Genomic DNA, 22,835 nt, shown 5'->3' with positions numbered 1-22,835 from the left:
ATCGCCACCCTATTTAGTCTTTGATCGAAACGTGCAAATACAATTTACTAAAGCCTCTACAAACATGCCGATTGCCATCATATACATCGCAATCATATTTTTATCAGCGAAAACAAAGTACAACAATATCGCATAAAAAATTAGCATGAACACAGAGAATGCCTTAGAACCACTTGCCATGTTATCACCACCAAAATTTATTACAGTTCTATTCTAATACAGTTATACGCTTAATAAAAATCGTTTCGGAGTACCTAACTTAATATTTATAAACTACTAATTGGCCATCAATATAATTAGCCATATAAATATCAGAGGGTTCCAAGTCACGCTTTTCTAATTCTTTTTCAATCCATTCGTTGTCTTTGCCAATAGCTTCCAATTCATCGTGATCAATTTGACCATCCAAAATCACCGGATATTTGAGATTATCTTCATTTTTCATAATGATCGTTAATTGACCATTACGTTCAAAGACAGCCCGTTTAACATTTCTAATATCCATAATCCCAGCTTGACGCAATTTAAAAGATAAATCATTAGCTGACAATCCATTTTTCAGAGCTAAATTGACATCAATCTTGCCATTTTTCACAATAACTTTAGGATCACCTTGAATGACCTTTCTAAACAAATTATTGTGATTAGTTAAGAATTTGGCCACGAAGACTACCAAAGTCCAAATCAACAAGACTAATGTAAATTGTAAAATCGTAATACTGGAATTGTAAATCATACCACCAACGATTCCACCTAAAACATAGTTTTGAAGTTGGTCGATTGCACTAGTTGGCGCAATATTACCACGACCAAATAAGTTGATCTGCAAAACCATGAATAGAAATCCAATAATAAATTTAAGAGTTAAATCACCATATTGTAAGACCATTGTTTCACCTATTTCTTAATCAGATTTATTTTTTGTGAGCTAATGATGCTAGTTTTCGTTAATGTGTAGCTACTCAAGTTATTGTCAAAACTGACCCGATAAATATTTTTGCCCGCTTTGATCAGCATGCCTTCAGTCAAACTAGAATTATTTGAATAAAGTTTCTTTTTAGAAACCTTCTTTTCTTTGGCAACTGATGTCATCAAATCTAATGTTTGACTAGTCTTGTTACTAATATCCAACTGTTGCTCGTAATTGTTGTAATTGATACCTATAAATAAGAAAATACCAAATGCAAAAATGATTAATAAATCACGATATTTATTATCAGAGCGGTTTCTAAAATACAAAAAAGCAGTTACAAAAATTGCTACAGCCAAGATAATAATTCCTATAATAAATAGGAAATTCGGTTCATTGTTGTGATCAACCAAATATTGATACGAATAAAAATTCATCTTTATCCCCTCGTCTACTTTTATACGATTAGTATAGCAAATTGCCCAATCATGGCGAATATTCTTTGCTTGCACAAGCAATAAAATTGTTGCATAATACTAAATCGTTAATATTTTTTATTGGAGGTGATTATTATCAATCAACCATCAAATGTTTGCACTTGGTTGAATATGAAACATTTTGAAAATGACATTCAGACCAAGCTTGAAAAAATCTTGATTAAGTATGATTTATCACCTGCAGAATTTAGTTTCTTACATTACCTTTACGATCAATATGACTCTAAAGCTAGCTTGTTAGAAATTAAAGACTCCTTACATCTCAGTTCAGCTGCCGTTTCCAGAATGGCCGTTAGACTGGAAAATAAGCCTTGTAAGCCTATCATTCGTTATCACAGTAATGAAAATCAAAAAGAAGTTTGCTTACAAATTACCCAATCAGGGATCAATCATTTTAAAGAAACTGCTAAAATCGTCGACGAAGCTCTACAAGAATCCTTTGCTAGTAAGGATTTTTCTGAACTACGCGATATGATTTTGGCTACTAACTTACATTAAGAATCCTTTGCGATTCTTTTTTCTTTGCCCAAATATAAATGAAAGTTCGGTTAACATTATGCATAATTACAAATTCCAAACTGCCATGCTCGTCTTATTATCATTCGTACTTGGCAACAACGAATTCTTAGTCATGGGAGTTCTCTCCAATATTTCTAAAACTTATCACGTATCCATCGCAAACGTTGGTTTACTAATTACCGCCTACGGATTGATTTACGCCATCAGTACACCAATCATAACGTCATTATTAGGTAATTTTAATCGCTACTACACACTTTTGGGGCTGACCGTTATTTTCATTACCGGTAATACTTTAAGTGGTTTTGCGACTACCTACACTGTTCTGATAATTTCTCGAGTTATCTCAGCTATGGTCGCTGGTGCCATCATTTCCCTTTCAATGACCTTTTCCAGCGTGATTGCACCACGTTCTAAACAAGGTAGTGTTGTATCCTGGATTTTCTCTGGCTTTAGTATTGCTTCAGTCTTCGGAGTGCCCTTTAGTACGGCCATCAGTGCTGTTTTTGACTGGCGAATGACCTTTTTTATTATCTCCATCGTCAGCGTTATAACGCTTATCTTGTTGATGTTATCTTTGCCAAAAGACTTGGAAAAAATCAACAGTCCGCTTAAGCGCCAATTAGATTTAATTAAAGATTCTAGAATTTACGTCGGATTCTTTCTACCATTCTTTGCCATTGCCGCTATTTACGTAATTTATACTTATTTACAACCATTGTACGGAACTTTAGGTTTCTCAGTTGGTAGTTTGAGTATCTTCTTAGCCGTTTACGGTTTTGCATCATTAGCTAGTAATCAATTATCCGGCCGAATTTCTGAACATGGCGGTTTGAAATTCATGCCTAAAGTTTATGGTGCCGAAATCTTTATCTTATTAGCTTTACCATTCTTGATACACTACAAATACTTTGGCTTGATTAACTTAATTGTGATTGGTGTCGTCATGTACTTAATCAACGCACCTATTCAGATTCATTTCTTAAATATTGCTGAGGAGTCTTATCCTCAAGCAGTTGCTTTAGCCTCATCGTTGAATCCAATTACTTCTAATTTAGGAATATCATTAGGCTCAGCTTTTGGGTCAATCATCGTTGGTAACGTTGGATTAAATAATGTCGGCTTCGGAGCAGTCTTATTTGCCATTGGCGCATTACTAGTAAACTTACAATTGAATCGAATTATCGAAAATTCAGCTATTAAATAATTAAGCAGGTATACTAAGCCTGTTTTTTTTAAACAAATTTTCCTCAATGTAACAAAACGACAAGAGATGTCGTCTTGATTTGATATATTTTTCTTGTAAACAACCACATGGAGGGATTAGATATGAAGAAACATTATGGACCAATTGTTTTAGGGATTATTGCACTAACACTCGCTGCACCAGTAAGTAACGCTACTACGGTTTTGGCTGATGAAACGGCTGAATCGGAAAATCAAAACCAAGATTCATTAACGAAAACGTTTGACGTAAAAACTTATGATATTGAATCAAAGGAAGTTGGAAGTATTTCTGTAACACACACTTTTAAGGAAACTGGCGTTGCTGAAGACGTAGAATTAACTCTTCCAGCAAATTATTTTATTGTTAATCCAAAAAACGATACTGAATCAACAAATGATTACCACGTATCATTCACGCTTAATGAAAATGGTACTGTAACAATAGATTCTACTAAGGTTAACGGCAAAGGACAATTACCAATAGTCGATACTACTGGCGATAAAAGTCCAGAAAATGTAAAAAATGCCCTTGACGAATTCATCCCTGATTATGATGAATTCAAAAGTTCAGTTCCAATTGATTCATTAAACGGTTCAACAACAACTACTAAAAACATTCAAAAATTCATCACTGAAACTAATGAAAAGCTTGATAACGCAGAAATTAAATCTATTAAAGAAATAAATGAATTAAAAACTCAAATGAATCAATTACAACAAGACTATCAAAATAAAATTTTACTAAATGATATTACAGTCTCAGTTAAATCATCCAACGATACAACTTCTACTACAACTATTACAGACGTACCTACCGAATCAGGCAGTTCTACTTCTGATATTGATATAAGTAAAGGTAGTCTTACTGGATTATCTGGTACCATCAATATATCCGCTGATGGTAAAGTGACCTCAAATAGTGATTTGACTATCGATAGTGAAAAAACAACAATCAAAGCAGCACAATCAGAAGTTGAAGCACTAAAATCTGATTTAACAATTGAAAAAAATAGTCATAAATTTTTTTTAGGTCCTAACAAGATTTTAGAAGATGCTTATGAAACTTATGCAGAAAAATTAGATGAACTAACAAATAAAGTGACTCTCGATAAAACTTCAGAAGAAATAAAAGCAATAAGAACCGATCTCAACAATTTAAAAAATGAATATACAACTAATATTAATATGATCAAAAATGATGGCACCGGATCTATTAGTACCTTCTCATTTTTGAAAATAAAAAATGGAAGTATCACTGAAATCAATCCGCCTAAAGGATTTATAACATTAAACTTTGATAAAAATAAAAAAATAGAAAAAGCTTTTATTTCTGACCGTGATGGTAATCAAATAAAAACAAACGATAAATTTACACTTTGGGCTGGCGATATTGAATATGGTGAAAATGGTCAAGTTATAATTCCAGAGGACGCTATAACTACAACAAACTCTAGTTCATCTTCTAACAATTCTGATACACAAAATCATAACAACAACAAACCAGAAACAGAAAAACCAACAACAAAACCAACTCACACCAAATCAATCTCTAACCACCAAACTACTTTCTACGCACTACCAAACACAATCGCAACTTTATTCGATGAAAATGGTAATGCATTAAAGAACCGTGCTCTAGGTGGAGATTCATCATGGCATGCCGATAAATTAATGAACCTCGATGGTGTAAATTACTTACGTGTGGCTACTAACGAATGGGCTAAATTAGCTGATGGACTAGAAGTTACACCACTCAACCAAAATGTCTTCACAAAGAATGATGCTAGATTATACCAAGCCAATGGTCAAAAAGTTACTAACCGTGCTTTAGCTAAGAACACAGCTTGGAGAACTGACAAATCAGCAACTATCAATGGTCAAACAATGTACCGTGTAGCTACTAACGAATGGGTCAGCGCTAACGATTTAATCTAATCTCTTATATCAAAAAGACCAGAAATCATATGACTTCTGGTCTTTTTATTGGTTCTAAACTTTCTGGTATTGATGAACAATCAATACCAGTTTTTTTATACTCTTTGAAATAAAAAAAGAACATCACTGTTCTCGTGTTAAGATTTAAGCGACCAAACCAAATCAAACAGGAGTGAACAATGATGTCCCAAGACAATTCTATACTATGTGCACTAGACATAAAAGACAATAATATAAAAAATGTTTCAGTAAAGGATGCCAAGATAAAAAAACGTGGCGTTATAAAACACATTAAAATAGTGAATGCTGAACTATCTTATTCTTTATATAGGTGCCCTCAATGTGGAATGAATACACTAGTTAAAAATGGTAAAAGAACCACTAATGCAAGATTAGCTAGCTTTAATGGTATCGAGTACCACCTAGTACTAAGAAAGCAACGATTCCTGTGTAGGAACTGTGGAAGCACCTGCGGTGCCCACAGTGATCTATTGATAAAAAATCATACTATGACCAAACAGATTAAGAATAGAATCTTTTCCATGGCTAAAGAATCATTTACTCTGTCATCAATAGCTAAAGTCATCGGTATTTCAGCCAATACTGTAAGTAGGATTTTATATAGTAATACCAAAATTCCTAATAGATGTGCGCATTTGCCAGAAAATCTTTGTTTTGATGAGTTTAGATCCGTAAAAAATATTTTTACATTTATCGCCATCGATGCGGATACGCATCGATTGGTCGAATTGATACATGACAGACTGTCTAAAACAATAACTGAACACTTTATAAATAATTACAGCTTATCGGAACGACAAGCTGTAAAAACCGTATCAATCGACTTAAATGCCAACTATCAATTAGTCGTTCATCGTATATTCCCCAATGCTCGCATTGTCGTAGATAGGTTTCATATAGTTCAACTTTGTAGTAGAGCCTTGGATCAAGTACGTATCAATTCTTTAAAAAAATTGCCTGATAAAAAATCTCGTATATATAAAGCAATGAAATCTGATTGGCGTCTATATCATCTTCCAGAGGAAGATGTAGACGATACTCATATAAAATTTATTGTCGGCATAAATGAATTTACGACTATTCAAAATGTCATCGATATAGCTACTGATGAAATACCAATTTTCAAGGAAGCTTATGGTACTTATCAGAGTATTCAAAGATCAATAAGATATCATGACATAAATCTACTTCAGGAAACTACTTCTGGATATAAAAGAAATGGAACTGCAATGGATACAGCCATTACAACGTTACGAAAAAACATAGATTATGTGAAAAATAGTTGCTTATTGCCATATTCCAATGGCCCTCTAGAGGGCACCATTGGAAAGATAAAGAAACTAAAAAGAAATTCTTATGGCTTTAGAAATCTTGAACACTTTATTAAAAGAATAAGACTGATTTGTGCATAGAAAAAGAGCATCCTTGATGAGGATGCTCAATGAGCTCAAAATCATTCATCAATACGATTTGACAAAGAGCCTTTTTATTTTACTTAAATATTTTCAATTATTTTTACAAAATCATTTAATGTGTGCGTCCATTGGATTGTCTGCAAGAACTGTTGAGTTTTATCATTATTTTCTTTCAAATAATTTACATGCTCCTTAACAGTCATAAACAAATCAACTAAAGCTTTTTCATCCATGGCAACACTGAAAGAAAATTCATTAGGAATAAAATACTTTCCGGTTCCTTCTTTGAAATCAATAAATGGCAAACCAGTACTCATCATTTCGAATGGTACTAATGAAAAGTTTGTCATTGAAGGCGCAATACCAAAATCGCATTTTCTATACAAATCGTTCATTTCAGCTTTACTTAATTTACCTAAGTTCTCACCATTAATAAACTTCTTATCTTTAGTCGAACCAAAATAATGGATTCTTAATCGAATACCATCTTTTTCTTCCAATAATCGTTCAGTATTTTTCAATACCATCTGTAAATTGATGGGAGCACGTCTAGGACTGTCCCACTTAGTATAAACAGCTAAATCAAACGTTTTCTTGCTCTCATATTTATCAAAATTTCGTTTTTTAAATGGATAATTGGCCAAATCAACTGGGAATGTTATTTGATCAATTTTACCGTGATTAGGACAATTTTCTTCAATCATCTTGGCACACCAAGGTCCTAAAGAAATCATGTGCAAGCCTAAATTATACGATTTTTTAGCCAATTGATAACGATCACCATAAGGATAAAAGTATGGTTCATAATCTTGAACAAAATACATTTTATAACCAGGCTTATTTTTAATTACGTAAGCAGATTCCCATAAAGTGGCAAACCATATATCTGATTGATGAGTATCCAAATGTTCATAACTCAAGCAAGTACCTTGATAGTTTTCATAATTAGCTTCAGCGTTACGCTCCATCTCTTCTTGTGATTGTGGAACGTAACTCAAGTAATAAACCTCATAACCCTTTTGACTCAACAAAGTACCTAAATGTAACATCGTCGTCTGTCCACCGTCAAATTCAATTATTCCGGTTGTTACAAACGTTATCGAATGGTAAACCGATTTTTTGTTTTGAATAGCTGGCTCATCATTAAAATACTTCAAAATTGAATCATAATTATGAATATCACCCTGACTGACATCTTGTAATTTAGATTTTTGTTGCTTCAACTAATCGCCTCTCCTTAATTTGTTATATATATAATTATATACCAAACTGGAATATTACAAGATTTCTAACTCAGGAAAAGCTTATTGCCAAGGAAATTTCAGACTGATATTTTGATTAAATTTCTCTTGTTCTAACAATTTCTTTAGACGCTGTGATTGACGTTCTTGATAGCCACTGCAAACGTATTCCGCCTCATCATTATCAGGTACGATATTTGGTAAAACGATATTCTTGTCCGTTACGACAAAAGTTGAAAAACAAGTCAATCCAAGAAATCTCTTCCCTGTCTTCAAATGTTCACCAATTATTTTAGTGAAAACTTCGATTGAGCGACTACCAACACCAGATACGTAAGATTCTGTACACATCGAATCTTGCAAACCGAATGGCAAAATAAAATTAACTTGATCAATTGATGCTGTAACGGTCTCGATTCTGGCAATTCGTGATGCCGCAATCGATGAGTTGTCGTCAATCGTCATCAAAGTCTTACCACCAAAGACAGTATTGTGTTCATTTAAATCAGATGAAAAGACACGATGATTGCTAATTGATAAAGTATCGCTACATTTTAAGTTTTGCATGGTTTCCTCCTTAATTTATAAAAATAGAGCCACAATGTTTACCCAACATTTATGACTCTATTTTTGTTCACTTATCACTTGATAATGATCCCTCCCGGGATCGAACCGGGGACCTACTGCTTAGGAGGCAGTTGCTCTATCCAACTGGGCCAAGGGACCATAAACACACTTTTTATTTTAACGCAAAAAGTGTGTAGATTCTAACTTAGTTTGATTCTTCATTTTTATGAAATTTACGTTTACCTTTATTCTTTTGATCACGCAAACGTTTCTTAGGTTTTGAAACATTTTTTGATTTATTTTTAGCGTTATAGCGCTTCTTTTTATCAAAAGTTGGCTGCTTAGTAAGCTTGCCCTCATGGTCAATGTAGACTTTTTTAAGCGTTACATCAACGATGTCTTGTAAGTTTCTCATATCATGACTGTTACCAAAAGTAATCACATTACCGCTCTTACCCATTCTTCCAGTACGACCAGCACGGTGAACATACTCACTATTATCACGAGGAATCATGTAGTTGACGATCGTATTAACATCATCAATATCCATTCCACGAGCGGCCACATCAGTCGTCAATAACAAGTTAACGCGCTTGTTAGAGAACAATTGGATAGCCGTCTTTCTTTGTTGTGAGGACATCTTGCTATCTAACGTTACGAAATTAGTCTTGTCATGATTCATATCACTGATAGCTTTGTGCAATGAACGAGAATTATTAAAGAAGACAATTCCTAAGAATTTCTTATCATGAGCTAATTCACGTAACATCGCATTTTTGATAAATTCACTGTTAGCATCAACAAAATAATGCTTGATTCCAGCTGTATAACTAGTGTCATTTCTTTGATCAATAACTAAGAAATCTTGACCAAACCACTTGTGCATGTCTTGGAAAATATCGTTGCCAGTAGCCGAGAAGAAAGTCATTTGTACATCAGCTGGCATTTGTGAAATAGTTTTTCTAACACTTTCTAGCTTGCTTTCGTTCAACATTTCATCAGCTTCATCGACGATAACTGTATTTAAATTACCGAGTTTAACTTTTCTGGTCTCAGTTAATTCATTCAAACGACCTAAAGTAGCGACGATAATTTCTGGTTTTTCCTTCAATTTCTTCAATTGACGAGTAGGATTGGCTCCACCAGTCAAAGCTTGGACTTTACAGTCAACTAATTTAGCTAATGGTTGGATGACATCTCTAACTTGCATAGCTAATTCTTGTGAAGGTTCCAAGATCAACACTTGCAAACCATCCTTTGGCACGAGTGTCTCAATCATTGGCATAACGAATCCTAATGTTTTACCAGATCCAGTTGGTGCCATGGCGACTAAATCCTTACCTTCTTTAAAAGGCATGTAGACTGCATCTTGAATCTTCGTCAAAGTTTCAAAATGATTTTGCTTAAAATAAGCTTGATATAATTTTGGTATTTCCAATTTAGTTTTCCTCATCTGCTTCAAAAACAAGTCCTGCGCTTGTTCTTGCTTGTTCTAGAACTCTGTTTACTATTCTAGCGTATCCTAACAGTTTATCATAAGTAGCCGTATCTTTTTCCAACATAATTCTAGCAAATTCTCTTGCTTCAGAATCCATAGGATTTTGACTCTTAACAGTTGGTATATCGGTAACGTTCTTATTGTCGTCAGCCCAGTCAAGATGATGGATATCTCCACCGTTATCTAAGACTAAGGTATCACGTCCAAAGTAAATTTCGGATGACATGTAAGAATTCTTCGTCTTACCGATAATAATATTGACGTCAAAGTTTGGATATTTCAAAGTCAAACTACCGCTGCCATCGATACCTGAACTGAGAAATTCAGCACTATATTCGACTTTTTCTGGTTGACCAAATAAGACAACCGCATCATAAATCGTGTAAACTCCTAAATCATATAAAGCGCCACCTGAGAATTTAGTTGTAAAAATATTAGGGTTCTTACCCGCTAAATAGGCGTCATAACGACTCGAATATTTCATATATGAAAATGTAGCTCCACTGAGTTCATCACGATGTTTATTGACGATTTCTTCAATCTTCTTAAAAATTGGTTCGTGAATGTGTCTAGCAGCTTCAAATATATAAACACCCTTTTCTTGAGCCAGCTTTTCCAAAACACTGAACTCTTGAATGTTAGAAGTACTTGGTTTTTCCACAATCACGTTCTTATTATTTTCGATAGCTAACTTGGCCTGACTGAAGTGCAAAGCATTTGGAGATGCAATGTAAACTGTATCAAAATCTTTCTTGAAAAAGTCATTCAAGTCAGTACTCATATCGATGTTTTGCTTTTTTAAATCAGCAACGAAACTCTGAGCCTTCTCAATTGTTCTTGAGTAAACGTGTGTTAACTCGAAAGTCTTCGTCTCATCCACTGCCTTAATAAATTGTTCTGTGATCCAATTTGTTCCTATTATTCCTAAACTAATCATAAAATCACCTCTAAGTTCAATTTTACTTATATGTAAGCGTAATTACCATAAAAAAAGTTTCGTAGTATTAACAATATGGTATATAATTTTATTTTAACCATTTGAGGGGAGTACATTTTTCACTTATGAACGACGAAACAGATAAATTTAGCCTCAAGAGGGATCTAGGTTTCTTTCCAGCATTATCTACCGTTATGGGTTTGGTTATCGGTGGTGGAGTTTTCTTCAAGATTTCTAGCGTTACAACGGCTACTGGCTCTTCTAGTTTGACGATATTAGTCTGGCTATTAGCTGGTTTCATTACGATCAACGCTGGTTTGACAGTTGCGGAACTTGCCTCCGCGTTACCCGTTGCTGGTGGTATTTATAAATATATTGAATATATCTATGGTAAAGTTCCAGCATTTCTTTTAGCTTGGGCTCAATCAGTTATTTACTATCCTGCAGGGATTTCCGCATTATCGATTATCTTTGCAACACAAGTTATGAATCTTTTGAATCTTCCTAGCAGTTGGCAAATTCCAATCGCTATTATATTGGCAATTTTCTTATACTTAGTTAATTTGTTAGGTGCCAAAGTTGGTGGAAGTATTCAATCAATTTCTTTAATTGCCAAATTAGTTCCAATTGCTTTGATTATCATTGTTGGTTTATTTACACCATCAACGCATGCAGTTTCACTTTTTCCAATCAATTCAGGAACGCACGCTAACTTCTGGTCATCATTAGGTGGTGGACTGTTAGCAACAATGTTTGCCTTTGACGGTTGGATGAACGTTGGTAACTTGGCCGGTGAAATGAAGCGTCCAGAAAAAGACTTATCCAGATCAATTATCGTTGGTTTATTCTTAATTACATTAATCTACGTTTCAATCAGCTTTGTCTTTATCAAATTCTTACCTTTCCATCTCATCCCTGGAAACCAAAATGCGGCTTCTGAAGCTGCTATTAGAATTTTCGGTGATATCGGTGGAAAAATCGTTACAATTGGTATTTTAATTTCTGTCTTTGGTTCTGTTAATGGCTACACTATGACAGGCCCACGTGTTAGTTATGTTTTGGGAACTGATGATGAAATCGTCTTTCCAAAGTTCTTTGGTAAATTGACTAAAAACTCTCGTGTACCAGCAAATGCAGGCTTGATTCAAACTATTATTGCTATTGCGATGATTTTCATGGGTAGTTTTGATTATTTGACCGATATGTTAGTTTTCGTGATGTGGATTTTCTCAATGATGATGTTCATTGGAGTATTCATTTTACGTCGCAACGAACCAGAATTGGAACGTCCTTACAAGATTAATTTCTATCCGATTCCGCCATTGATTGCCTTAGCTGGTGGAGCTTACATCATTATCTCTACTTTGATTAGACAACCAGGATTAGCCTTCATGGGAATTGGAATTACTTTGTTAGGTTTACCAGTCTATTACATTCACTATTTCAACAAGAAGCGAGCTTAATCCAAAAATACGCCAGTATTGTCAAATCGACAATGCTAGCGTATTTTTTAGTTACCAATATTTATATCATCTTTTCTAACAAATTCATTGGTCGAAACACGATAATAAGGAGTACTATCACGTTCTAAATAAGCAATACGATCAACCTTCCAACTACTATTAGCAGCTAAAGCTCGATTAGTTATATTATTAAATTCATTATTTTTCATATAAACCAAATTCTGTTTTGTTTTTACAACCGTATCTAAAGGTTGGTAAACATATACATTTTGGTCTTTAACCCACTTGTTTGTAGCTACTCGATAGTATTTTTCTCCATTTATCGTAACCATTTCATCACTTTGCCAATCAGAAAAAGCACTTAATGCTTGATCAGTTACCTTAGAAATATTGGTACCACTAATCTTATACAGTGATACATAGCCTTTACAAATTGCAGTTGATACTAGTTGATTCTTCTTAGTAATAGTTGGTTCAACTTTATGCACTGAAGAACTTGAATGAGATGGAATACTTGGTTCTGGTTTAGTTGGAGTTGATGATGAACCAGAATCATCAGTTCCCTTTACATAATCATATAAACTTTTTTCATCATTGACATTTCCATCAGGATCTTTCAAAGTTATCTTTCCAGATTCATCAATAGATGCTGTGACAGAACCCTTTTTATAACCATCAACAACTGGAACATCAACTTTAATATCTTTAGACGGAATATCTCCTTCAACACGAACTATTTTATCACCTAAGTTTGTATGCAATAGCACATCTTGTGAACTGGTTTTAGGATTATCTTTCCTTTGGTAATAATAATCTAATGTGACGTAACCATTAGAATACATTCCAAAGAGACGATTTTGACTATATATCTTTGTCAGAAACGTATCACTGTCAATATTCCCATAATCATAAATCTTATTATCTTTTAAAGAAAGACGATCAGCAACATCCTTTTCGGAAATAACACCACCCAATGTGAAGTCCTTAATATAGTATCCCGCATATGTATCATAGAGTTCAGCATCTTTAGGAATTTCATTTGAACTTTCATTGTATCCAGTAAAAGTCGTAGCATTTGATGGCACCGTATATTTTCTAGATGAATAAACAATATCATTCAAATAAATTGTCCGGTAAAAACCTACATTAGGTATTGAAAGATGGATATTCCGATAAAAAATATAATTATGTGGATTATTCTTATCATCACTCGTCGAAAGACTAAGATTACTCCCGTCTAAATTAATTGGACTGCCCTTATACAGGTTATAATCCCCACTATATGCATCATAATTTAAATTTGAAAATTTTTCTGGCTTCTCTGGAACATCAATCGTAAATTTATTATTTTCCAACGTCCCAGTTGCCGTAGCTGTTCCAATTAAATCATCATTATTACTGGCATAATAGTAAAAGCCCATAGATATTTTGGAAAATTGAACGGGCATTATGGATTCAGAGTTTCCCGTTTTACTAAACGAAAAAATTTCATTATCTTTATCAGTTAAATATAATTGCTTCTTTTCACTATCCCATTTTAAATAATATGAATTTGTAGGAAAAACTTCAGATCCATCTGAAAGTTTATAATGTCCATCGACAGGCTCATAAGATCCATTTGAATACAACTTATCCATTGACACTTCTTGACCATCAGCAAGATTATCTTTTTGATATGGTCTTAATTCACATTCTATTCGTTCATTTTGTATAACCTTGCCCTTATAAGATATATTTAAATATAACTTAGCTGGAATTTGTCCACTATCATCATTAGTTACTGTCCCAACCTCTGGTTCATCTGCGCTATTAATATCAGCAGATACTGTTCTTGTAGAACCTAAAACAAAAACTAAACTAACTGACAACAAAACTATCAACCAGATATAAAAAGACCTATGAAAAAATTTTTCTCTCATTTTCACCCCTCCAATATGAAAGCCTGTTATTCATGTCAATAGTAAGCTTAATTTTTTATTTTTTCTATATTTAAATAATTTAAATTATATATTTTCATTAAAAATAATATTAAACTTATTATTCAATATTCCAATTATTTAAATGTTCTTTATAATGGCAGCTTTTTTTGTTTGAGGTTATACTTTTCTTGGAACCACAAATGAAATAAATTGAGGCCTTTTCATGAAAGTTCAATTTAATAATAAATTCGAAGAAAAATTAATTCATTTAACTTTAAAGATTCAAAAATTACTGTTGTATCGAATAATTCAACGGACTTTATTATTGATTTTTCCGTTCGCCTTATTCGGTAGTTTTATCAAAATAATTCAAACCATTGTCTTGGGAAAAGAAGGCTTTTTAACTGATGTTTTTCCTACGATTGGCAATGATTTTATTTATCGACAATTGGAAAATATCGCATCCGGCTTATACAACATGTCACTCGGTTGGGTGTCGGTAATTGCAGTCTTTGGAGCCGCTAAATATAGTGCCAAATATTTCAATCGTGATGATCAATTGGCTGGTATTACTGGTGTCAGTTCCTTTCTGATCGTCGATTACTCATATTCAAAAATTCAACCAATCTCTTTTCATCCTCAAATCTTAGGAATGAAGGGACTACTCTTCGCAATCCTTTGGGGTATTTTTATTGGATGGTTATTCAAGAAATGCAGTAAGCAAATCCCTGATACTCAACCTAATAACAACGTCTTAGAAAGAACTTTTATTTCATTGAAACCAATCATTTTTTCACTATTGATTGCAATGCTGTTTAGTACTTTCATCAATATCACTTATTATTCAGAAGCTCCCGGCAACTTTATCAATTCACTTGCTTCTGAATATACTTCTAACAATGACTGGGCTCAATTGTTCAAAACATTGATCTTTTCAATCTACACTTTGATCATGTCTTTCTTCGGTTGGTCCGGAACTTATTCAGCTCTTGGCGTTGAGAAAATGGACGTCCTCTCAACTGTCAATTTGAACTATGCCCTAGAAAAACACACTGCTTGGAACGCTCCTAATCCTTTCACAAGTTCCACCCTTTATCATGCTTTTGCTACTTTTGGTGGAACCGGCTCAATTTTAGGCTTGATTATCGCTATCTTAATTGTTTCTAAAGACAAAGATTTTCAAACAGTTGCTCGTTGGGCTATGATCCCTAGCATCTTTAATATTGGCAGTGGCGTTATGACAGGAATCCCTGTCTTGTTCAATATTATCTTCTTGATTCCATTTATCTTGGCACCAATTGCTAACATGTTAATGGCAGCTATTGCCATAGCTCTGCATTTAATGCCACCTAGCGTCTATCCTGTGCCCATTGGAACTCCGGGACCACTAATTGCCTTCATTGGTACAAACGGCAGCTGGAGGGCTTTAATGTTCTCTATTTTAGCCGTAATTATTTCAACATGGATTTATATCCCCTTTGTCAAAATGGCTGCTAAGGTCAAAATATTGGATAATCTAGGTCTTGAAGAAGGTGTTAAATAATGCGCCGTGAATTCAGAAAAAATAGAAATATTAAATATCTTATCTTTTTGATCTTAATTTTTATCATGTTAGGTGTGCCCTCTTACATTTGGACGAGAAAAAATGTCACCACTTTGGCGGGACGGTACAATTCACCAATGTCACCAATCATTATGATTCCCGGCTCTAGTGCTACAGCCAATCGCTTCGATGATTTGGTCAAGACAATCAACAATCAATATGGCGAACATCATTCTCTTTTAAAGATGACCGTTCACACAGATGGCAAGATCACCTACACAGGCAAGGTTCGAGCAAATGATAATCAGCCATTCATCGTCGTTGGTTTTGAAAATAACAACGATGGCTATTCCAATATCAAGAAACAAGCTGCTTGGTTTAATATTGCTTTTAACAAGCTTAAACAGAGATACCGTTTCAATACCTTTAATGCCTTTGGACATTCTAACGGTGGCTTAATTTGGACTTATTTCTTTGAAGATTATTTCGATGATTCCTCAATCAGTGTCAACCATATGCTGACAGTCGGAACTCCTTATAACTTTGAAGAAAAGAACACTGCCAACCGGACTCAAATGCTCCACGAATTGATTAAAAATCGAGATAAAATTCCAACAGATCTAACTTATTATTCAATCGCTGGAACTCAATTGTACACTGACGATGGAATCGTTCCACTAGGCAGTGTCGATGCTGGTAAGTACATTTACGAAGGTCACATCAAGCGCTATACCTTAATTACCTTAACCGGTTCAAAAGCCCAACACTCCGATATGATCGATAGCGAACAATTCATCAATATCTTCCATCAGTACGTGGTCGGTAACGGTATGAATCAGACGCCAAATAAAAAAGTGCCCAAACCCTGATTAGAAACCAATCAAAGTTTTGACACCCCAAATCAACAATACGGCCGCAAAAATTAAACTAAATATCAAAGCAATCAAGGACAAAATAACTGGACTCGATTGCTTTTTTATATTGTCGAAATACTGTTTGGAAACAAAGATTTGCCATATTGCTATTAAAATTGCCCCAATCGCAAAAATTATTTTCATCACATTACCTTATTTCTTCATATTGTCTTTTGCATTTATTTTATCCAATTTACATTGAATATTCTTGTTTTTTGATTTATTAATAAATGGTATACAAAAAATTCCTTCAAAAAAATAAATTTTCGAAGGAATTTTTTAATAATTATTTCAATTTAAGTTGAGTAACACTTTCAATATGGTTCGTCATTGGGAACATATCAACTGGTGTCACATCGCCAATTTCATAAGTATCGCTTAACAATGACAAATCACGAGCCAAAGTGGCTGGGTTACAACTGATATAAACGATTTTTTCTGGTTTGATATTCTTCAATGAATCAATCAAAGAACTAGCCAAACCTTTACGTGGAGGATCGACCATCAAAACATCGACTGAGATATCATTCTTAGCCCATTCATCCAACACGTCTTCGGTCTTACCAACAACGAAGTCAGCGTTTGTAATGTTGTTAAGTTTAGCATTTTGGTCAGCATCTTTAACAGCATCTTCGATAACTTCAATACCAGTAACGTGTTTAGCCTTGTCAGCTAGTGACAAACCGATCGTACCGATACCAGAATAAGCATCGACAACATTTTCTTTACCTGTAAGTTCAGCCTTGTCGATAGCCATTTGATACAAGTTTTGAGTTTGAACAGGGTTAACTTGGTAGAAAGAACGTGGTGAGATTCGATAAGTGTGTCCTAAAATCTTGTCATCAATGTACTTCTTACCACCGAGTAAAGTCATCTTTTGACCAAAAATCACGTTAGTGTTTTTTGAATTAACATTTAAGAACAATGACTTAACTTCTGGATTATCCAAAATCTCTTTAGTGATGTCTTTGTAATGAGAAATATCTGGTGTACGAGAAACTAAGACAACCATCATTTCACCAGTAAAGTAAGCACGACGTACCATGATAGTTCTGATTTGACCCTTTTGGTTCTTTTCATCGTAGCCACGAACATTGTATTTACGCAAAATATCACGCACACGCAAGATTTCAGCATCAATCTTAGGGTCTTGAATCAAGAAGTTTTCCATTGGTACTAAATCATGTGAGCGACGACGATAAAAACCAGTTGTCAATTTACCATTAACTTGGCGTACGGGCACTTGGGCCTTGTTACGGTAATTGAATGGTGATTCCATTCCAACAGTTTTGTTAACGACGACATCCTTCAATCCAATCTTATCAAAGTCAGTTACGACTTGGTTGCGTTTAAATTCAAGTTGCTTGTCGTACTTCAAATGACTCAAAGGAGCAATTCCAGTTTGAGCATAAACGGCATCGATATCATGAACACGATCTGGAGATTCCTTCAAGACTTTCAAAGTTCTCGCAAAACCGAAGTTTTTATTCACACGAGTAATAACCGCTTTAACCGTTTCATTTGGCAAAGCATTATCAACAAAGAGTGTAAAGTCGTCAACCTTAGCAACACCTTTACCTTCGTATGACAAATCCTCAATATTCAATTCTATTTCTTGGTTCTTTTTTAAATTTGGTTTTTCCATTTTTCACCTATACATAGAAAAAAGAAGTGTCCAAAAATGAGATTCTTTCTTAACCTTAGTTAGTTGAAGTATTCCCGTCCTCCATAGCGAAGAAAATTTGGCTGGAACGATGTGGGCACGACTTGGAGCCTTTGCTAAGCCCAAATTCGGGCAAAGTCTTCAAGCTCGACCTTTCACTAGGCAATAAATTGCCAAGAGAAATTTCACATCTGAGCCAATTTTCTTCGCTATTCCGGACTAGATAGTTGTTCTATTCTTTATCTTCCAATTATTTGATATAAAAGAAACGAAACGTTATCTAGTCGGTGTGACAGCGATTTAAATACTAACCTAACTAAGAAAGAATCAATATGATCCACTTCTAAATTCTTTTTTTATTTATCTTCTTTTTCATCATCATCAAGATTTTTTTCTTCTTCGATGATTTTTTCACCAGCATCTTTTTCACTAAGAGTTGATGTATCAATTGCTTTGAGCGGAATAGAATCCACATCCGCATAAATTTTCAAATGATTATGCAAATTAGTGAACACCATTGGCGCATCCCCACCATATTCACCATCAAGATTAACCATCAGACGATTGCCATCATTGGCGTGAACTGAAATTTTCTTCGTCTTAGTATAAATAACCTTTGGATTGTAAACGTGGCGACCACCATTAAGAACTAACGCAATCAAATGAACTAGATCACGTAAATTAGTTTCTTTAACGATGATCAATGAGAACGTTCCGTCACCAATTACTGAGTCAGGGGCAATTTGTTCCATCCCACCGATTGAATTAGTCAATCCAATCAAAAACATCGTTGCTTTACCATCAAATACGCCATCATCGTATTCAATGTGCATATCAACTGGACTAACTCGTGGTAGTAATTCAGCACCTTTAACAAGATAAGCCAAGTATCCCAAAATTGATTTATAAGCTGAAGGAACCTCATAAGTCAATTCGGTCATCGACCCACCACCAGCAATATTGATAAAGTACTTTTCACCAGCTTGACCAATGTCGACTGGCAATTTTTGTCCTTTAAGAATAATTTTAGCTGCTTCAACTACATCATCACGGGGAATCTTCAAAGCTCTGGCGTAATCATTAGTTGTTCCGGCCGGAATAATTGCTAATTCTGGACGTTTGTCTAAATCAGCAATTCCGTTAACAACTTCATTGATCGTACCATCCCCACCAGCAGCAACTATTAACTCAAAACCCTCTTTAGCTACTCGTCTGGCTTCATTTTGAGCTGAGTTTTTTTTCGGTGTCGTTCGATAGGCACTAGCCTCATAACCAGCTTTTTCAATAATATTCAAAATGTCTCCAACATTACTGTTCATGGTCTCATGACCCGAAGTTGGATTATATATCAGTCTAGCACGCATATCTTTCCCTCACTAACGACTATTTAACTCTGCCATCAAAATCTTGTTAACGACTTTAGGGTTAGCTTGTCCGTGTGTTTGTTTCATGATTTGACCAACCAAGTAACCAACAGCACGATCTTTACCGTTCTTAAAGTCATCGATTGATTGTTGATTGTTATCCAAGACTTCCAAAATCATTGGTTTCAAGACAGCAGGATCAGATTCTTGAACAAGACCCTTAGACTTAACCCATTCTTCTGGTTCTGTTCCATTACTGATTGTTTCCTTGAAGACTTTCTTAGCAATCTTAGAAGAAATTGTTCCATCAGAAATCAAATTGATCATCTTAGCTAAGTGTTCTGGTGTCAACTTAGTATCTAACAAACCAACTTTCTTTTCATTCAAGTAACCATTAACTTCACCCATCAACCAGTTAGAAACTAGCTTTGGATTAGCTTTGTAAGAAACGGCTTCGTCAAAGAAGTCAGACATTTCCTTAGTATCCGTCAAAACGCCAGCATCATATTCAGGAATACCTAGTTCATTGATGTAACGAACACGTCTTTTGGCAGCTGATTCTGGCAAGTTAGCTTTGATTTCAGCAATCCAGTCAGGTGAAATATCGTAATCTGGCAAGTCAGGTTCTGGGAAGTAACGGTAATCATCAGCACCGGACTTAACACGCATTAGGAATGTTTCGCCAGTCTTTTCATCAAAACGTCTAGTTTCTTGACCGATGTGTCCACCTTGTTTCAAGATATTAGCTTGACGCTTTTCCTCATAAGCTAGACCCAACTTAACGTGGTTGAATGAGTTCAAGTTCTTCAATTCGACTTTTGTACCATAAGTATCTGAGCCGACTGGGCGAATTGAAATATTAGTATCAACACGCATTGAACCTTCTTCCATCTTAACATCAGATGCACCAGTAAACTGGATAATCTTACGAAGGTTTTCTAGATATTGATAAGCTTCTTCAGGAGAATGCATATCAGGCTTTGAAACAATTTCAATTAAAGGAGTACCCTGACGGTTCAAATCAACGTATGAGTAACCGTTGTTACCGTGGGTATTCTTACCAGCATCTTCTTCGACGTGAAGTTCTTCAACACCGATTTTCTTCTTTTGTCCATCAACTTCGATTTCAACATAACCATCATGACCCAATGGCTTGTCTTGTTGAGTAATTTGGTAAGCCTTTGGATTATCTGGGTAGAAGTAGTTCTTACGGTCAAAGTGTGTATGGCGTTCGATTTCAGCATTTAAAGCCAAAGCCACCATAATACCTAGACGATAACCATTTTTATTTACAGTTGGTAATGTTCCTGGAAAACCAAAGTCAATCACATTGGTATTAACGTTAGATTCAGCACCATAAGCAACTGGTGAAGGACTGTACATCTTGGACTTAGTCTTTAGTTCAACGTGAACTTCTAGTCCGATAGTTGTTTCAAAATTCATTAGTCTTCCCCCTTAAGTGCAGTTGGTATTTGTTCATAGAATTTATTTTCTTCTTGCAAAGCATAGGCTGCATTGAAGACATCTTGTTCAGCAAATGGCTTACCAATAATTTGTAGACCAACTGGCATACCGTCAGCTAAACCTGCAGGTACTGAAGCAGCAGGCAATCCAGCCAAGTTAGCAGGAATAGTCAAAATATCATTCATGTACATTGCCAATGGATCGTCAACTTTTTCACCAATCTTGAAAGCAGGTGTAGTTGTTGATGGTCCCATAATTAAATCGTAGTCTTTTAAGACATCTGTCATTTCATTGATAAAGATAGTTCTTACTTGTGCAGCTTTCTTGAAGTAAGCATCGTAAGCACCAGCAGATAAAGCAAAAGTACCAAGCATGATACGACGTTTTACTTCATCACCGAATCCTTCAGATCTTGAGTTTACAAACAAGTCTTTGATGTTCTTAACATCCTTAGCACGGTAACCATATCTAACACCATCATATCTTTGAAGGTTAGATGAAGCTTCACTGGAAGCTAGAATGTAATAAACTTCAACGGCATGCTTCAATGATGGCAAGCTAACTTCTTCAACAGTAGCTCCCATCTTCTTGTAAGCATCTAGTGCTTTATTAACATTGTCCAAGACATCTGGATGTGTTCCTTCATGATAGAACTCTTTAGGAACAGCAATCTTAACGCCTGTCATATCTTTGTTCAAGTTAGCGCGATAGTCGGGAACTTCTTTTTCTGAGCTAGTTGAATCATGATCATCATGACCAGCAATTACAGAAAGAACTTCAGCTGAATCTTCAACACGTTTTGACATTACACCAACTTGGTCAAGACTTGAAGCAAAGGCAATAACGCCCCAACGAGAAACACGACCGTATGTTGGTTTGATACCAAAGATTCCATTAAAGGCAGCAGGTTGTCTGATTGAACCACCAGTATCTGTACCCAAAGCGGCTACCACGTCACCACTTGCAACAGCAGCAGCAGAACCACCTGAAGAACCACCAGGAACACGACTAAAGTCCCAAGGATTCTTAGTTGTTCCAAAGTGTGATGTTTCAGTAGATGAACCCATAGCAAATTCATCAAGGTTAGTCTTACCAATATCAATTGCACCAGCATTTTCTAGTTTTTCTAGAACTGTAGCACTGTAAACTGGCATAAAGTTGTACAAGATCTTACTTGCAGCAGTAGTCTTGATGCCATTTGTGACGATATTATCCTTGATAGCGATTGGAATACCACTTAAACGTCCGTTGATTCCTTTTTCGTCAATCTTTTTAGCATCATCAACAGCCTTATCGTTAACGGTGATAAAGGCATTTAGTTTGTCTTCTTTAGCATTGATATCATCTAAAGTTTGTTGTGTTAAATCTTGGGCAGTCAACTCTTTGTCAGCAAGTTTTTGGTGCAATGAATTGATTGTTTCCTTCATGTAATCCACTATTCGTCGTCCTCCTTGTCAACAATTGTTGGTACCTTGATAAGGTTGTTATCAGTTTCAGGAACATTCTCAAGCATTTGTTCTCTAGTTTGAGTATGAATCCCCTTATCTTCACGGAAGACTGTACTTGTGTCACCCATATTGTATGTAGGTTCAATTCCAGTTGTATCAACGCTTGATAGTTTACTTTCCATGTTGACGATCTTATCTAATTGATCGACAAAACTATCAACTTCGTCAGGTTGGAATTTCAAATTAGCCAATGTGGCAACGTGTAAAATTTCATCTTTTGAAATCATAAG

General features: G+C 35.0%; 21 protein-coding genes and 1 tRNA gene. 7 read left to right on the top strand and 15 right to left on the bottom strand.

Annotated features, from left to right (window positions below; translation table 11 throughout):
* Positions 1–9 precede the first annotated feature (9 nt).
* The 3 genes from G6534_RS01595 to G6534_RS01585 all read right to left on the bottom strand — a co-directional run bounded on the left by G6534_RS01595 (position 10) and on the right by G6534_RS01585 (position 1,347).
* Positions 10–180 (bottom strand): nitroreductase family protein, encoded by a 171-nt coding sequence (locus tag G6534_RS01595; RefSeq protein ID WP_162897941.1) that lies wholly within the window; start codon positions 178–180, stop codon positions 10–12.
* A 79-nt stretch (positions 181–259) separates the two neighbouring features.
* Positions 260–889 (bottom strand): DUF421 domain-containing protein, encoded by a 630-nt coding sequence (locus G6534_RS01590; RefSeq protein ID WP_059074132.1) that lies wholly within the window; start codon positions 887–889, stop codon positions 260–262.
* A gap of 8 nt (positions 890–897) precedes the next feature.
* Positions 898–1,347, bottom strand: a complete 450-nt coding sequence (locus G6534_RS01585) for a DUF3290 family protein (protein WP_059074131.1) — start codon at positions 1,345–1,347, stop codon at positions 898–900.
* A 171-nt stretch (positions 1,348–1,518) separates the two neighbouring features.
* Between G6534_RS01585 and G6534_RS01580 the strand changes: the two genes are divergently transcribed.
* The 4 genes from G6534_RS01580 to G6534_RS01565 all read left to right on the top strand — a co-directional run bounded on the left by G6534_RS01580 (position 1,519) and on the right by G6534_RS01565 (position 6,521).
* Positions 1,519–1,905, top strand: a complete 387-nt coding sequence (locus G6534_RS01580) for a MarR family transcriptional regulator (RefSeq protein WP_182083067.1) — start codon at positions 1,519–1,521, stop codon at positions 1,903–1,905.
* Between the two features lie 58 nt (positions 1,906–1,963).
* Positions 1,964–3,133, top strand: coding sequence for an MFS transporter (locus G6534_RS01575; RefSeq protein ID WP_182083066.1), 1,170 nt, complete (start codon positions 1,964–1,966; stop codon positions 3,131–3,133).
* 122 nt (positions 3,134–3,255) lie between these two features.
* A complete protein-coding gene (locus G6534_RS12150) occupies positions 3,256–5,088 on the top strand; it encodes an SLAP domain-containing protein (RefSeq protein WP_182083065.1) in 1,833 nt (610 codons plus the stop codon).
* A 179-nt stretch (positions 5,089–5,267) separates the two neighbouring features.
* Positions 5,268–6,521, top strand: a complete 1,254-nt coding sequence (locus G6534_RS01565; RefSeq protein WP_182083037.1) for an ISL3 family transposase — start codon at positions 5,268–5,270, stop codon at positions 6,519–6,521.
* Positions 6,522–6,604: 83 nt separating this feature from the next.
* On the opposite strand, the gene G6534_RS01560 is transcribed toward G6534_RS01565, so the two are convergent.
* From G6534_RS01560 to G6534_RS01540, 5 genes are all read right to left on the bottom strand, one after another.
* A complete protein-coding gene (locus tag G6534_RS01560; RefSeq protein ID WP_059074126.1) occupies positions 6,605–7,747 on the bottom strand; it encodes a glycosyltransferase family protein in 1,143 nt (380 codons plus the stop codon).
* Between the two features lie 81 nt (positions 7,748–7,828).
* Positions 7,829–8,332, bottom strand: coding sequence for an acyl-CoA thioesterase (locus G6534_RS01555; RefSeq protein WP_059074125.1), 504 nt, complete (start codon positions 8,330–8,332; stop codon positions 7,829–7,831).
* Positions 8,333–8,417: 85 nt separating this feature from the next.
* Positions 8,418–8,491: transfer RNA gene (locus tag G6534_RS01550), tRNA-Arg, on the bottom strand.
* Between the two features lie 46 nt (positions 8,492–8,537).
* The gene (locus G6534_RS01545) at positions 8,538–9,770 is read right to left on the bottom strand and encodes a DEAD/DEAH box helicase (RefSeq protein ID WP_059074124.1); all 1,233 of its coding nucleotides are present in this window, start codon (positions 9,768–9,770) and stop codon (positions 8,538–8,540) included.
* A gap of 1 nt (position 9,771) precedes the next feature.
* On the bottom strand, positions 9,772–10,767 hold the full coding sequence (locus tag G6534_RS01540; protein ID WP_182083064.1) for a Gfo/Idh/MocA family protein: 996 nt from the start codon (positions 10,765–10,767) through the stop codon (positions 9,772–9,774).
* Between the two features lie 125 nt (positions 10,768–10,892).
* Between G6534_RS01540 and G6534_RS01535 the strand changes: the two genes are divergently transcribed.
* Positions 10,893–12,230 (top strand): APC family permease, encoded by a 1,338-nt coding sequence (locus G6534_RS01535; RefSeq protein ID WP_059074123.1) that lies wholly within the window; start codon positions 10,893–10,895, stop codon positions 12,228–12,230.
* Positions 12,231–12,277: 47 nt separating this feature from the next.
* Here the strand turns inward: G6534_RS01535 and G6534_RS01530 are convergent, their stop codons facing one another.
* Positions 12,278–14,149: an SLAP domain-containing protein gene (locus tag G6534_RS01530; RefSeq protein WP_059074122.1), complete on the bottom strand. Its 1,872-nt coding sequence runs from the start codon at positions 14,147–14,149 to the stop codon at positions 12,278–12,280.
* A gap of 223 nt (positions 14,150–14,372) precedes the next feature.
* Between G6534_RS01530 and G6534_RS01525 the strand changes: the two genes are divergently transcribed.
* Together G6534_RS01525 and G6534_RS01520 are read left to right on the top strand one after the other, a co-directional pair.
* Entirely contained in the window at positions 14,373–15,692 is a 1,320-nt protein-coding gene (locus G6534_RS01525; protein ID WP_059074121.1) for a PTS transporter subunit EIIC, read from the top strand.
* Positions 15,692–16,561: an alpha/beta hydrolase gene (locus G6534_RS01520; RefSeq protein ID WP_182083063.1), complete on the top strand. Its 870-nt coding sequence runs from the start codon at positions 15,692–15,694 to the stop codon at positions 16,559–16,561. The genes G6534_RS01525 and G6534_RS01520 overlap by 1 nt, the downstream gene beginning before the upstream one ends.
* On the opposite strand, the gene G6534_RS01515 is transcribed toward G6534_RS01520, so the two are convergent.
* The 6 genes from G6534_RS01515 to gatC all read right to left on the bottom strand — a co-directional run bounded on the left by G6534_RS01515 (position 16,562) and on the right by gatC (position 22,832).
* A complete protein-coding gene (locus G6534_RS01515) occupies positions 16,562–16,750 on the bottom strand; it encodes a hypothetical protein (RefSeq protein ID WP_059074120.1) in 189 nt (62 codons plus the stop codon). It abuts the gene before it with no gap.
* Between the two features lie 142 nt (positions 16,751–16,892).
* Entirely contained in the window at positions 16,893–18,251 is a 1,359-nt protein-coding gene (gene rlmD / locus G6534_RS01510) for a 23S rRNA (uracil(1939)-C(5))-methyltransferase RlmD (protein ID WP_182083062.1), read from the bottom strand.
* 374 nt (positions 18,252–18,625) lie between these two features.
* Positions 18,626–19,633, bottom strand: coding sequence for a diacylglycerol kinase (locus G6534_RS01505; protein ID WP_182083061.1), 1,008 nt, complete (start codon positions 19,631–19,633; stop codon positions 18,626–18,628).
* A 12-nt stretch (positions 19,634–19,645) separates the two neighbouring features.
* Positions 19,646–21,076, bottom strand: coding sequence for an Asp-tRNA(Asn)/Glu-tRNA(Gln) amidotransferase subunit GatB (gatB, locus tag G6534_RS01500; protein ID WP_059074117.1), 1,431 nt, complete (start codon positions 21,074–21,076; stop codon positions 19,646–19,648).
* Positions 21,076–22,533 carry an Asp-tRNA(Asn)/Glu-tRNA(Gln) amidotransferase subunit GatA gene (gatA, locus tag G6534_RS01495; protein ID WP_059074116.1) on the bottom strand — a complete coding sequence of 486 codons (1,458 nt, stop codon included), beginning with the start codon at positions 22,531–22,533 and terminating at the stop codon, positions 21,076–21,078. Before gatA ends, gatB begins: the two co-directional genes overlap by 1 nt.
* Positions 22,533–22,832 (bottom strand): Asp-tRNA(Asn)/Glu-tRNA(Gln) amidotransferase subunit GatC, encoded by a 300-nt coding sequence (gatC, locus tag G6534_RS01490; protein WP_057812970.1) that lies wholly within the window; start codon positions 22,830–22,832, stop codon positions 22,533–22,535. Before gatC ends, gatA begins: the two co-directional genes overlap by 1 nt.
* Between the last annotated feature and the right edge of the window lie 3 nt (positions 22,833–22,835).

Origin of the sequence: Companilactobacillus pabuli (assembly GCF_014058425.1) — a bacterium.
GTDB lineage: Bacteria > Bacillota > Bacilli > Lactobacillales > Lactobacillaceae > Companilactobacillus > Companilactobacillus pabuli.
This window is presented reverse-complemented; position numbering and strand designations above follow the sequence as displayed.

Excerpts from the sequence above, each read along its gene's own strand:
- G6534_RS01595 (WP_162897941.1), bottom strand. The coding sequence starts at position 180 with ATGGCAAGTGGTTCTAAGGCATTCTCTGTGTTCATGCTAATTTTTTAT.
- G6534_RS01590 (WP_059074132.1), bottom strand. The coding sequence starts at position 889 with ATGGTCTTACAATATGGTGATTTAACTCTTAAATTTATTATTGGATTT.
- G6534_RS01585 (WP_059074131.1), bottom strand. The coding sequence starts at position 1,347 with ATGAATTTTTATTCGTATCAATATTTGGTTGATCACAACAATGAACCG.
- G6534_RS01580 (WP_182083067.1), top strand. The coding sequence starts at position 1,519 with ATGAAACATTTTGAAAATGACATTCAGACCAAGCTTGAAAAAATCTTG.
- G6534_RS01575 (WP_182083066.1), top strand. The coding sequence starts at position 1,964 with ATGCATAATTACAAATTCCAAACTGCCATGCTCGTCTTATTATCATTC.
- G6534_RS12150 (WP_182083065.1), top strand. The coding sequence starts at position 3,256 with ATGAAGAAACATTATGGACCAATTGTTTTAGGGATTATTGCACTAACA.
- G6534_RS01565 (WP_182083037.1), top strand. The coding sequence starts at position 5,268 with ATGATGTCCCAAGACAATTCTATACTATGTGCACTAGACATAAAAGAC.
- G6534_RS01555 (WP_059074125.1), bottom strand. The coding sequence starts at position 8,332 with ATGCAAAACTTAAAATGTAGCGATACTTTATCAATTAGCAATCATCGT.
- G6534_RS01540 (WP_182083064.1), bottom strand. The coding sequence starts at position 10,767 with ATGATTAGTTTAGGAATAATAGGAACAAATTGGATCACAGAACAATTT.
- G6534_RS01535 (WP_059074123.1), top strand. The coding sequence starts at position 10,893 with ATGAACGACGAAACAGATAAATTTAGCCTCAAGAGGGATCTAGGTTTC.
- G6534_RS01530 (WP_059074122.1), bottom strand. The coding sequence starts at position 14,149 with ATGAGAGAAAAATTTTTTCATAGGTCTTTTTATATCTGGTTGATAGTT.
- G6534_RS01525 (WP_059074121.1), top strand. The coding sequence starts at position 14,373 with ATGAAAGTTCAATTTAATAATAAATTCGAAGAAAAATTAATTCATTTA.
- G6534_RS01520 (WP_182083063.1), top strand. The coding sequence starts at position 15,692 with ATGCGCCGTGAATTCAGAAAAAATAGAAATATTAAATATCTTATCTTT.
- G6534_RS01515 (WP_059074120.1), bottom strand. The coding sequence starts at position 16,750 with ATGAAAATAATTTTTGCGATTGGGGCAATTTTAATAGCAATATGGCAA.
- rlmD (WP_182083062.1), bottom strand. The coding sequence starts at position 18,251 with ATGGAAAAACCAAATTTAAAAAAGAACCAAGAAATAGAATTGAATATT.
- G6534_RS01505 (WP_182083061.1), bottom strand. The coding sequence starts at position 19,633 with ATGCGTGCTAGACTGATATATAATCCAACTTCGGGTCATGAGACCATG.
- gatB (WP_059074117.1), bottom strand. The coding sequence starts at position 21,076 with ATGAATTTTGAAACAACTATCGGACTAGAAGTTCACGTTGAACTAAAG.
- gatC (WP_057812970.1), bottom strand. The coding sequence starts at position 22,832 with ATGATTTCAAAAGATGAAATTTTACACGTTGCCACATTGGCTAATTTG.